At 72.8% G+C, this 11,471-nt stretch carries 13 protein-coding genes and 1 pseudogene; 12 read left to right on the top strand and 2 right to left on the bottom strand.

Features of this window, described 5'->3' with window-relative positions; genetic code table 11:
* The first annotated feature begins 136 nt into the window (after positions 1–136).
* On the top strand, positions 137–400 hold the full coding sequence (locus ABZ805_RS28215) for a hypothetical protein (protein WP_358446634.1): 264 nt from the start codon (positions 137–139) through the stop codon (positions 398–400).
* The gene (locus tag ABZ805_RS28210; RefSeq protein WP_358446628.1) at positions 401–574 is read left to right on the top strand and encodes a helix-turn-helix domain-containing protein; all 174 of its coding nucleotides are present in this window, start codon (positions 401–403) and stop codon (positions 572–574) included.
* Here ABZ805_RS28210 and ABZ805_RS28205 read toward each other — a convergent pair.
* The gene (locus ABZ805_RS28205) at positions 552–1,112 is read right to left on the bottom strand and encodes a TetR/AcrR family transcriptional regulator (protein ID WP_358446625.1); all 561 of its coding nucleotides are present in this window, start codon (positions 1,110–1,112) and stop codon (positions 552–554) included. The two genes, ABZ805_RS28210 and ABZ805_RS28205, sit on opposite strands and share 23 nt — an antisense overlap.
* A gap of 95 nt (positions 1,113–1,207) precedes the next feature.
* Between ABZ805_RS28205 and ABZ805_RS28200 the strand changes: the two genes are divergently transcribed.
* The 9 genes from ABZ805_RS28200 to metK all read left to right on the top strand — a co-directional run bounded on the left by ABZ805_RS28200 (position 1,208) and on the right by metK (position 10,476).
* Positions 1,208–1,948, top strand: a complete 741-nt coding sequence (locus tag ABZ805_RS28200) for an SDR family oxidoreductase (RefSeq protein WP_358446622.1) — start codon at positions 1,208–1,210, stop codon at positions 1,946–1,948.
* Positions 1,949–2,842: 894 nt separating this feature from the next.
* Positions 2,843–4,174: an amino acid permease gene (locus tag ABZ805_RS28195; protein WP_358446632.1), complete on the top strand. Its 1,332-nt coding sequence runs from the start codon at positions 2,843–2,845 to the stop codon at positions 4,172–4,174.
* A gap of 147 nt (positions 4,175–4,321) precedes the next feature.
* Positions 4,322–5,410, top strand: a complete 1,089-nt coding sequence (locus tag ABZ805_RS28190) for a serine/threonine-protein kinase (protein WP_358446620.1) — start codon at positions 4,322–4,324, stop codon at positions 5,408–5,410.
* A complete protein-coding gene (locus ABZ805_RS28185) occupies positions 5,407–6,063 on the top strand; it encodes a hypothetical protein (RefSeq protein ID WP_358446617.1) in 657 nt (218 codons plus the stop codon). Before ABZ805_RS28190 ends, ABZ805_RS28185 begins: the two co-directional genes overlap by 4 nt.
* A gap of 625 nt (positions 6,064–6,688) precedes the next feature.
* Positions 6,689–7,006 carry an integration host factor, actinobacterial type gene (mihF, locus tag ABZ805_RS28180; protein WP_184484996.1) on the top strand — a complete coding sequence of 106 codons (318 nt, stop codon included), beginning with the start codon at positions 6,689–6,691 and terminating at the stop codon, positions 7,004–7,006.
* Positions 7,003–7,605, top strand: coding sequence for a guanylate kinase (gmk, locus tag ABZ805_RS28175; protein ID WP_358446614.1), 603 nt, complete (start codon positions 7,003–7,005; stop codon positions 7,603–7,605). The genes mihF and gmk overlap by 4 nt, the downstream gene beginning before the upstream one ends.
* A 97-nt stretch (positions 7,606–7,702) precedes the next feature.
* Entirely contained in the window at positions 7,703–7,996 is a 294-nt protein-coding gene (gene rpoZ, locus ABZ805_RS28170; protein ID WP_224956551.1) for a DNA-directed RNA polymerase subunit omega, read from the top strand.
* Between the two features lie 13 nt (positions 7,997–8,009).
* Positions 8,010–9,260 (top strand): bifunctional phosphopantothenoylcysteine decarboxylase/phosphopantothenate--cysteine ligase CoaBC, encoded by a 1,251-nt coding sequence (gene coaBC, locus ABZ805_RS28165; protein ID WP_358446611.1) that lies wholly within the window; start codon positions 8,010–8,012, stop codon positions 9,258–9,260.
* Positions 9,261–9,303: 43 nt separating this feature from the next.
* Positions 9,304–10,476: a methionine adenosyltransferase gene (metK, locus tag ABZ805_RS28160; protein WP_358446630.1), complete on the top strand. Its 1,173-nt coding sequence runs from the start codon at positions 9,304–9,306 to the stop codon at positions 10,474–10,476.
* Here metK and ABZ805_RS28155 read toward each other — a convergent pair whose 3' ends face one another.
* The gene (locus tag ABZ805_RS28155; RefSeq protein WP_358446608.1) at positions 10,477–10,911 is read right to left on the bottom strand and encodes an NUDIX domain-containing protein; all 435 of its coding nucleotides are present in this window, start codon (positions 10,909–10,911) and stop codon (positions 10,477–10,479) included.
* Positions 10,912–11,174: 263 nt separating this feature from the next.
* On the opposite strand from ABZ805_RS28155, the pseudogene ABZ805_RS28150 reads away from it, so the two are divergent.
* A pseudogene (locus ABZ805_RS28150) lies at positions 11,175–11,471 on the top strand (hypothetical protein); the annotation flags it as partial.

Here is an 11,471-nt window from a genome sequence, read left to right as displayed (position 1 = left end):
CTGCCGGTGATCGGCGAACTGGAACCGGGGGTGCTGGCCGCGACCGGGCACCACCGCAACAGCCGCCGCTGCCGGTCGGTCGTTGCGGGGGAACCCGAGGTCGACGTCGCGGGCGGACGGGGCCGGCCGGCGGGTGGTGACGACCTCGCCGCGGGTGAAGAAGTGCACGCCCTCGGTGGAACCGCTGGCCCGGGCCCGGCTCGCCGCCTCCTGCGCCACCGCGGGCACCGCTGTGCGGCACGCCGAGCTGCACGAGATCGGCGGAATCGGCCCGCGGTCGGTCGCGGACGTGCGGCGGCTGGTCGAGCGGGTGCTCGGTCCCGTCGTGGCGCACGACCGGGCGTCCGGGACCGCGCTGCTGACCTCGCCGGAGGTGTTTCTGCGGCAGGACCGCTCCTGAGTGCGCACCGCCGAGGTCCTCGGCGTGCACCGGCGGACGCTGGTCCACCGGCTCGCGCGGGTCGAACGGCTCACCGGGTGCACACCGACCTCGACCAGCGGGATCGCCGAGCTCTGGACGGCGCTGGAGGCCGCCCGCGCGCTGGACCCGATCACCTCGCCCGGAGGCCGTTGACGACCAGCTCGACCAAGGTCGGCGCGCGGGTGTCCCACTCGGCTTCGGGGATGCGGGACAGCCCGCCGAGCAGCAGCAGCACGTCGGCGGCGTCGACGTCCGCGCGGAACTCGCCCGCCGCCCGGCCGCGGTCGAGCAGTTCGCCGAGCGCGTCATCGATGCGGTGGTGCTGGCCCGCGTGCAGGTCCTGCCAGGCCGAGGCCTCGATCGCGGCCATCACGCCGCGCTTCACCCGCGCGTACTCGACGAGCCGCTGCAGCCAGCGGGTCATCGCAGCCAGCGGCGGGTGCTCGGCCAGCAGCGGCGGCACCTCGTCGACGAGCTGGCCCAGCTCCTCCCGGTAGACCTCGGCGAGCAGGTGCTCGCGGGTGGGGAAGTGCCGGTAGAGGGTGCCCTGGCCGACGCCGGCCGATTTGGCGACGGCGTGCAGCTTCAGCTCGGCAGCCGCGCCGTTGGACCTGCTCAGCGCGTCGCGCGCGGCCTCGACGATGCGGTCGCGGTTGGCGGCGGCGTCGGAGCGCAGTTCTCGGTCGGCCACGGTGCTCCTTTCCTCGGACAGCACAAGCGGACAGTTGTCCGGTACGGTGGCGACCGCAACCGGACAACTGTCAGCTTAGACCTGGAGCCAGTGGGATGAACCGACCGGACGACAAGATCATCGCCATCACCGGGGCCAGCAGCGGGATCGGCGCCGCCACCGCGCGGGAGCTCGCCGCCCGCGGCGCCACCGTCCTGCTCGGCGCCCGGCGCACCGACCGGCTGGACGAGCTCGTCGCGGGCATCCGCGCCGACGGCGGGCGGGCGGAGGCGCTCGCCGTCGACGTCACCCGCCGCGCCGACCTGCAGTGGCTCGTCGATCGGGCCGTCGAGGGCTACGGGCGCCTCGACGTGCTGGTGAGCAACGCGGGCATCGCGCGCGTCGCGCCCATGGCCGACCTCGACGTCGACGACTGGGACGCCATGATCGACATCAACCTGCGCGGCGTGCTGCACGGCATCTCCGCCGCGCTGCCCGTGTTCCACCGCCAGGGCCGCGGGCACTTCGTCACCACCGCGTCCACCTCCGGCCTCAAGATCGTGCCGACGCAGGCCGTCTACGCGGGGGTCAAGAACGCGGTGCGCACCACGATGGAGGCGTTGCGCCAGGAGTCCACCGACGGCTCGGTGCGCACCACCACCATCTCGCCCGGCTACGTCCGCACCGAGCTCGTCGACCACGTCGAGGACCCGGCGCAGCGCGCGCAGTACCAGCAGCACATGGCCGAACTCGGCATCGGCGCCGACGCCGTCGCCCGCGCCATCGCGTTCGCCGTCGAACAGCCGGACGACGTGGAGATCGGCGACATCGTCCTGCGGCCCACGCGGCAGGGCTGACCGCTGTGCTCGGGCGGACCTGGTCGGCGGGGTGGGCGCGTGCCCGCCCGACCTCCGCCGCCCGGGAATCCCCGTTCGGGGCCGTTTTCGACACCATCGGCGTCCCGAGGGGGACGTGGTGTCGCAGGCGGTGAGCTCCGCGGCGCGGGCTGCCGGGTTCAGCGCCGGTGCGGGCCGCCGCCGGGGTGCGTGGCGGGCGGCGCGTCCCCCGCGGCCTCCAGACCGCGCGCCGCCCGCGGGTGGCGCCGCGTGACCGAGCCCGGTGCCTTCCGGCGAGTTAAGAATTGATTTCGGCGGGCGCCGGAATTGTCCTGTAGGCACGCTGAATGGGGGCTCCGGCATTCTTGCCCGCCGGATTGAACACTCCGCCGGAGGTCCCCCGTCGGATGGACGGAAGTGAAACTCAGGGTGTCGGGAAACCCCTCACCAGCGCCGCTGCGGGGCTCTGGCCTGCGGGTTCCCCCGCTCAGCGTTGACCTAGGGAAACGGGTACTGTCTGCGACGTTCATTACACTTTCTCTGCGGAATGCTGCTCGATTCGGGTGAGGCGGTGTGGATCTTGACAACGGAGCGTGTGCGCCGCACCATTCCGTCCCAAGCATCGGAACGGGTTGCGCGGGCCGCCGGAACGTGGTCGCCCGGCCCGGTGTGCCCTGAGAAAGACCCTCCGCGCCGGCGAATCCGCGCATCGAGGCGAACCCCCGAGCGTCCGGAACGGCGACCCCGAGGTGTCGCGAGCAACCGCGCAGGCCGACCGCGTGGACGAGCAGAACGGAAATTCCGGACACAGTGAGCCAAGAAACCCTCCAGACCGGCGGCGATCCGAACGGGAAGCAGCCCGTCGACGCCGGAGATGCCGGCTACAGCAAGTCGCTGAAGGCGCGGCACATCAACATGATCGCCATCGGCGGCGCGATCGGCACCGGGCTCTTCCTCGGTGCAGGCGGCCGCCTCGTGCAGGCCGGGCCCGCCCTCGCCATCGCCTACGCGGTGTGCGGCCTGTTCGCGTTCTTCGTGGTCCGCTCGCTGGGCGAGCTCATCCTCTACCGCCCCTCGTCCGGCGCGTTCGTGTCCTACGCGCGGGAGTTCATGGGGGAGAAGGGGGCTTACACCGCCGGGTGGATGCACTTCCTGAACTGGTCCACCACCGGCATCGCCGACATCACGGCCATCGCGCTCTACGTGCACTTCTGGGCCATGTTCGCCCCCGTCCCGCAGTGGGTGCTGGCGCTGATCGCGCTGGCCGTCGTGCTCGCGCTGAACATGGTGTCGGTGCGGTTGTTCGGCGAGATGGAGTTCTGGTTCGCCATCGTCAAGGTCGGCGCGCTGGTCGTGTTCATGCTCATCGGCATCTACCTGATCGTCACCGGCCACGCCATCGACGGTCACCAAGCCGGGTTCTCGGTGATCTCCGACAACGGCGGGGTCTTCCCGTCCGGGATCGTGCCCGTCGTGCTGATCATGCAGGGCGTGGTGTTCGCCTACGCCTCCGTCGAGCTGGTCGGCGTCGCCGCGGGTGAGACGGAGAACCCCGCGAAGATCATGCCGAAGGCGATCAACTCGATCATGTGGCGGATCGGGATCTTCTACGTCGGCTCCGTCGTGCTGCTCACGATGCTGATGCCGTGGAGCTCCTACAAGGACGGCGAAAGCCCCTTCGTCACCGTCCTGGCGAACCTCGGCGTGCCCTACGCCGGCGACGTGATGAACCTCGTCGTGCTCACCGCCGCCATGTCCAGCCTCAACTCGGGGCTGTACTCCACCGGCCGCATCCTGCGGTCCATGTCGCTGGCCGGGTCGGCGCCGAAGTTCACCGGTGCGATGAACAAGAGCCAGGTCCCCTACGGCGGCATCCTGTTGACCTCCGCGGTCTGCGTGGTCGGCGTCGGGCTCAACGCGGTGGTCCCGGAGGACGCGTTCGAGATCGTGCTGAACTTCGCCTCGATCGGCATCCTCGCGACCTGGGCGATCATCGTGCTCAGCCACCTGCTGTTCGTCCGCAAGGCCAACCGCGGTGAGGTGGAGCGGCCGAGCTACCGGCTGCCGTTCTCCCCGTACATCGAGTACGTCACGCTCGCCTTCCTGGCCTCCGTGGTCGTCCTGATGGGCTTCGACGAGACCGGGCAGATCACCCTGATGGCGCTGCCGATCATCCTGATCGCGCTGGTCATCGGCTGGTTCTGCGTCCGCGGCCGGATCGACATGTCGGTGATGGAACGGGAGTAGCCCGCACCGTCCCCGACGGGGTGGCCGTCCCGGCACGACCGGGGCGGCCACCCCGTTGTCGTTCCGCCTCCTGCACGTGATCCACATCGGCTAGGGTCGGCGCCCATCGCGGCCCGGACGCTCCGGGCGGGCACCGCGGAGGGACGGATGGACGACGCGGCTCCGAAGTTGCTGGGCGGGCGGTACCGGCTGGGCAGGCGCCTCGGGCGCGGCGGCATGTCCGTCGTCCACCGCGCGGTGGACACGCGGCTGGGGCGACCGGTGGCGGTGAAGGTCTTCCGCTCCGATGCCGACGAGGCCTCCCGGCGGCGCTTCGAGGACGAGGCGCGGCTGCTGGCCCGGCTCAGCCACCCCGGCCTGGTGACCGTGCACGACGCGGGCGCCGAAACCGGCGACGGCGACCCGTACCTCGTCATGCAGCTCGTCGAAGGCCGCACCCTCAGCGCGGCCATGCGGGCGGGCGCCATCGATCCCGGAGAGGTCGCCGAACTGGGGAGGCGGCTGGCCGAGGTGCTGGCCTACGTGCACGCCAACGGGATCGTGCACCGCGACGTGAAGCCGTCCAACGTGCTCATCACCGATGCGGGGGAGGTGTTCCTCGCCGACTTCGGCATCTCGCTGCTCGTGCACGCCGTGGGCCGGATGACCGACTCGGGCGTGGTGATGGGCTCCGCGCACTACATGGCACCGGAGCAGGTCCGGGACGAGGACGTCGACTACGCCGCGGACGTCTACGCGCTCGGCCTGGTGCTGCTGGAGTGCGCCACCGGGCGCGCCGAGTACGACGGCACCAAGACCGAGGCCGCGGTGGCCCGGCTGACCCGCGAGCCGCGCGTCCCGGACTGGCTGCCGAACCCGCTCGCCGAGGTCCTGCTCGCCATGACGGCCTACGACCCGGAGCAGCGGCCCTCCGCCGCCCGGTGCGCGCGGCTGCTCGCGGCCGAACCCGCGGGACCCGGCGCCACCGCGAAAACCGAGTCGCCGCAACGGAGATCGACCGACACCGCCGAGTTCGCACCGGCACCGGAACCGGCACCGGCCGCACCGCGCCCGCGCCGCCGCGCGCTGCTGCTCGGCGCCGCGGGTCTGCTGGTCCTCGTGCTCGGCGCGGCCGCCCTGCTGGTGCCCGGGGCGAGCGCTCCGGAACGGCCGGTGCTCCCGCCCGAATCCGGGCCGCCCGGCGTGGCGCGGCTGCCCGCGGACCTCGACGACCTGGACGGGCTGGTGCGCGGATGAAGCGTGCGATGTGGACGGTGCCCGCGCTGCTGCTGGCCGCCTGCGGCACCCCGGAACCGCCGATGGCGCCCGAGGTGCGCGCGGACCTGCTGGCGGCGGTCGCCGAGGTCCGGGACGCCGCGCAGCGCCACGACCGGGCCGCCGCCGAGGACGCGCTCGCCGCGCTCACCCGGGAGATCGCCGCCGCGCAGGCCACCGGCGGCCTCGATGCCGCCTACGCGCACGACCTGCTCGCGGCCGCCGACCGGGTCGCCGCGGACGTCGCCACCTTCCCGCGGCCGGGGCCGCCCGCACCGGTGGTCGTGACCGTGCCCGGACCGCCGGTACCGGTTCCACAGGCGCCGCGGGAGGTCGTGGTCCCGCCGGGGGCTCGACCGGTCCCGCCGCCGCCCGCGCCGCCCGATCTCGGCGACCTGCTCAGCGAACTCCGGCCCGGTTCGGACGACCGGGACGGCGGTGGCTCGCCCGGCGAGGGTGAGGGCGATGCGGGGAACGGTCCCGGGAACGGGCGAGGCTCCGCCGAGAACGGTGCGGGCTCCACCGGCGGCGGCGAGGGTGCCACCGGGAACGGCCAGGGCTCCACCGGAGACGGTGCGACGGGGAACGGCGAAGGCTCCAGCGAGAACGGCCGGGGCGGCTCGGGGAACGGCTAGGCGCCACCGGGGGCGGTCCGGGCGGCCGTCCGGCATCTCCGCAGCGCGGCCGCGCTGCCGGTCTGCTGGGGAGCCGGGAGGGCGCGGGGCGCGCCGCTGTCGGGGCTCATCGGTGCGTCCTTCGCGAAGCGGGGGTCGGGGAGGGGCGCGCATCGCCGCGATGACCTGAGGCGGCGCGCTCCGACCAAGATCATTTCATTGCCCCGCCGGGCGTCCGCCGCCGGGCTCGAGACGCGCGATCGGGAACCGCCGGCGCCGAGCCGCGCTCGGGATCGGTGGCGAGAACGAACCGAACCGGTCGGTAGGTCTTGATCGACTTCCTCGCGACGTGGTATCGGTCTCGCTGTGACCTGCGCGGACGACCCCCGTGTCGCTCAACCGCCCGGAAATCGGACAGATCGGAAGAGTTTTCTGCCAGGTTAGTGCACTTCAGCGCCATTGTTGGTAGTAGTTGCAGCGGCCCCAGTGCTCGTGCACCCCTTGTACGCGCCGCCCCCGGGGTCAGGCGGCGGGATCTTCCCCCGGAACGCCCGCTCGACAAGCCGGACCCGCGTGGAACCCGGTGGGCGGGACTCGGTACCGTCGCCGCACCGATCAAGAGAAACCCCACATCACGGAGGACATGGTGGCCCTTCCCCAGCTGACCGAGGAGCAGCGGGCAGCAGCTTTGGAAAAGGCGGCTGCCGCCCGTCGCGCCCGAGCCGAGCTCAAAGAGCGCCTCAAGCGCGGTGGAACCAGCCTGGCAGAGGTCCTGGACACCGCCGACAACGACGAGGTCTTGGGCAAGATGAAGGTGTCCGCGCTGCTTGAGGCCCTTCCCGGCGTGGGCAAGGTCCGCGCTCAGCAGATCATGGAGCGGCTGGAGATCGCGAACAGCCGCCGGCTCCGCGGGCTGGGTGAGCGTCAGCGCAAGGCGCTGCTCACCGAGTTCGCCGCCGAGTGATCGACACCCGTACCGGTGTCGAGCCGGGGTCGGTCCGTCAGGACGGGCCCCGGCTCACCGTCGTCTCCGGTCCTTCCGGCGTCGGCAAGTCCAGCGTCTTGAACGAACTGCGCGAACGGGCACCGGAGATCTACTTCAGCGTTTCGGTGACCACCCGCCGCCCCCGGGCGGGCGAGGTGGACGGCGCGCACTACCACTTCGTCGGCATCTCCGAGTTCGAGCGGATGGCCGCCGCGGGAGAGCTGCTCGAGCACGCCCGGTACGCGGGCAACTGCTACGGCACGCCGCGCGGACCCGTCGAGGAGGCGCTCGCCGCCGGGCGGGACGCCGTGCTGGAGATCGAACTGCAAGGCGCCAGGCAGGTCCGCCGGTCGATGCCGGAGGCGCGGCTCGTGATGCTGCTGCCCCCGTCCTGGGAGGAACTCGTGCAGCGCCTGACCGGCCGCGGCACCGAGGATCCCGAGGTGGTCGAGGCCCGGCTGCGCACCGCGCGCGAGGAGCTGGCCGCCGAACCCGAGTTCGACGACACCGTGGTCAACGCCGACGTGCGGTCGGCGACCAGCGAATTGATACGATTGGTGACCGGTCGCCGGGTCTGAGCTCCGCGCTCGGACGCCGGACAGGCGCCAGCCGCCGGCCACCGCTGTCCACGCACCGGCGTCCACCGCCTTCTTCGTTCAGAGCAGGAGCCACCACGTGACCACGCCCAACGCGCTCGCCGCCCTCAACAGCCGGTCCTCGCTGACCTCCCCCGAGGGCATCACCAGCCCGCCGATCGACGACCTGCTCGAGCAGGTCAGCTCGAAGTACGCGCTGGCGATCTACTCGGCCAAGCGCGCCCGCCAGATCAACGACTACTACGCCCAGCTCGGCGAGGGCCTGCTGGAGTACGTCGGCCCGCTGGTGGAGCCGGGCCCGCGGGAGAAGCCGCTGTCCATCGCGCTGCGCGAGATCCACGCCGGCGTGCTGGAACACACCGAAGGCGAGTGAGCCGAGAACTCCCGTGACTGAGCAACCTTCCCGGGAGCGCCCGCGGGTCGTGCTCGGCGTCAGCGGCGGCATCGCCGCCTACAAGGCGTGCGAGGTGCTGCGGCGGTTCACCGAATCCGGCCACGACGTGCGGGTGGTGCCCACCGAGGCGGCGCTGAACTTCGTCGGCTCCGCGACCTTCGAGGCGCTGTCCGGGCACCCGGTGCGGACCGGCGTGTTCACCGACGTCGACCAGGTCCAGCACGTCCGGCTCGGCCAGGAGGCCGATCTGGTCGTGGTCGCGCCGGCCACCGCGGACCTGCTCGCGCGGGCCGCGCACGGTCTCGCCGACGACCTGCTGACCTCCACGCTGCTCACGGCCCGCTGCCCGGTGCTGGTGGTGCCCGCGATGCACACCGAGATGTGGGAGCACCCGGCGACGCGGCAGAACGTGGCGACGTTGCGCGCCAGGGGAGTGGTGGTCGCGGAACCGGCCAGCGGCAGGCTCACCGGCAAGGACACCGGCAAGGGCCGGTTGCCGGACCCGGTGGAGATCGTCGACCTGGGCCGGTTGCTGCTGTCCTCGGCCGCGGCGCTGCCGCGGGACCTGGCAGGCCGCCGCGTGGTGATCTCCGCGGGCGGTACCCGGGAGCCCCTGGACCCGGTGCGCTACCTGGGCAACCGCTCCTCGGGGCGGCAGGGTTACGCGCTGGCGCGGGTGGCCGCGCACCGCGGCGCCGAGGTGGTGCTCGTCTCCGCGCACACCGCGGACCTGGTGGAACCGGCCGGGGCGCGGGTGGTGCACGTGGGCACCGCGGAGCAGCTGCGGGAGGCGGTGCTCACCGAGGCGGACGGGGCGGACGCGGTCGTGATGGCCGCCGCCGTCGCCGATTTCCGGCCGGTGGACCTCGCCGAGCACAAGATCAAGAAGGTGGACGCCGATCCGCCGCCGGTGAAGCTGACCCGGAACCCGGACATCCTCGCCGAGCTCGTCGAGCAGCGCCGCGACGGCCGGATCCAGGTCGGCGCGGTCGTCGGCTTCGCCGCCGAGACCGGCGACCCGGACACCACGGTGCTCGAACACGGCCGCCGCAAGCTCGGGCGCAAGGGCTGCGACCTGCTCGTGGTCAACGCGGTCGGCGACGGCAAGGCCTTCGAGATGGAGGACAACGCGGGCTGGCTGCTGTCCACCGACGGCACCGAGACCCCGCTGCCGCACGGCGCGAAGTCCCTGCTCTCGGCTCGGCTGTGGGACGCTGTGACGCGGCGGCTCGAGCAGGGCTGAGTCCGGGCCGCACCCGTTCCCCAGGGGGTGGACCGTGCGGCGGCTGTTCACCAGCGAGTCGGTGACCGAAGGTCACCCGGACAAGGTGTGCGACGCGATCAGCGACGTGGTGCTCGACGCGCTGCTCGCCCAGGACCCGCTCTCCCGCGTGGCGGTCGAGGCGATGGTCACCACCGGGCAGGTGCACGTGGTCGGCGAGATCACCACCGAGGCCTACGCGGACATCCCGGACCTGGTGCGGCGGCGGGTGCTGGAGATCGGCTACGACTCCTCGGCGAAGGGCTTCGACGGGAACTCCTGCGGGGTGAACGTCGCCATCGACGCGCAGTCCCCGGACATCGCCCGCGGCGTGGCGCGCGGCTACGAATCCCGGGTGCAGGGGGTCGACGACGAGGTGGCCCGCCAGGGCGCGGGCGACCAGGGGCTGATGTTCGGCTACGCCTGCGACGAGACCCCCGAGCGGTTGCCGGTGCCGATCGCGCTGGCGCACCGGTTGGCCCGGCGGCTGGCCGCGGTGCGCAAGGGCGGGCTGCTGCCGCACCTGCGCCCGGACGGCAAGACGCAGGTGACCGTCGCCTACGACGGGGACCGGCCGGTGGCGCTGGACACCGCGGTGCTCTCGGCGCAGCACGCGGACGGGGTGGACGAGGCGCGGATCGCCGCGGAGCTGCGGGAACTGGTGCTCGGGCCCGAGCTGGCCGCGCTGGACCTGGACGTCTCGGCCGCGCGGACGCTGGTGAACCCGACGGGCCGGTTCGTGCTCGGCGGGCCGATGGGCGATGCCGGGCTCACCGGGCGCAAGATCATGGTGGACACCTACGGCGGGGCCGCGCGGCACGGCGGCGGTGCCTTCTCCGGCAAAGATCCGTCCAAAGTGGACCGATCCGGTGCCTACGCGCTGCGCTGGGTCGCGGTCAACGCGGTCGCCGCCGGACTCGCCCGGCGCATCGAGGTCCAGGTGGCCTACGCCATCGGCACCGCGGCCCCCGTCGGCCTGTTCGTGGAGACCTTCGGCACCGAAACCGTTGCGCCGCAACGGATCCAGGCCGCCATCGACACCGTCTTCGACCTGCGGCCGGCGGCGATCATCCGCGACCTCGGGCTGCTGGACGTCCGCTACGCGCCCACCGCCGCGTACGGCCACTTCGGACGGACCGACGTCGAACTCCCCTGGGAGCGCGCCGATCGGGCCGAGGCGCTGCGCGCCGCGGTGTGATCACTCCCAGCCGTGCACCGAGAACGCGGGGCCGCCGCCGCGCAACGCCCGCAGGCCCACCGCCGCGTAGCCGATCATCGGCTCCGGCAGCGCGTCCAGCTCGAACCAGCCGAGCTCGTGGCACTTCGCCGGCTCCCGGTTCACCGGCTCGCCGGACCAGCGCGAGGTGCGGAAGAAGAAGCCGAACCGCGGTTCCTGGCCGGGGCCGGTGATGTGCACCGAATGCACGTGCACCAGGTCGGCCGGGTCGATCCGCACCCCGACCTCCTCGTCGGCCTCCCGCACCGCCGCCGACACCACGTGCTCGCCCGCGTCCACCTTGCCGGAGGGCAGGTGCCAGCAGCCGTCGAACGCGTCCCCGCGACGCCTGCTCAGCAGCACGCGCGAACCGCGCAGCAGCGCGATGTGCGCGTCGACGAGATGGCGGTCGGGCATGGGCGGGAATCCTCACCGGTGTGCGGACGACGGCCCCCGAGTCTACGAAGGGGACGTGAGCACCGACATGTCGCGGGCCGACCGGAGCGGCCGGTGTGCCACCATTCCAGGCGGAAGAAGAACGGCTGGCGAGGAGGAGACGGTCGATGTGCGGTGGTCAACGCCATAGCGGGTTCCGCCCGCAACGCGTCGCGGGCGGAACGCCCCGCCGCCCCGCCTGAACCGGGGCCGTCCCGCACCACCGAATCCGCAAAGGAACCACCATGCTCCGGGTCGCCGTGCCCAACAAGGGATCGCTGAGCGGTCCCGCCATCCAGCTGCTCTCCGACGCCGGCTACCGCGTGCACCGCGAGCACAAGGCGCTGTTCGCGACCGACACGGCCAACGACGTCCAGTTCGTCTTCCTGCGCCCCACCGACATCGCCCGCACCGTCGGCAGCGGCGTGCTCGACGTCGGCATCACCGGCCAGGCCCTCGGTGCGGTCGGCGCGTGGATCGGCTGCCGCAGGCGCGGCGTGCCGCTGCCCGCCTTCGCCGACGCGATCGCCCCGGCGCTGATC

It is taken from the genome of Saccharopolyspora sp. NPDC047091, assembly GCF_040643635.1.
Classification (GTDB): domain Bacteria; phylum Actinomycetota; class Actinomycetes; order Mycobacteriales; family Pseudonocardiaceae; genus Saccharopolyspora_C.
Note: the sequence above shows the minus strand (reverse complement) of the source record. Positions and strands in the feature narration are given on the sequence as shown.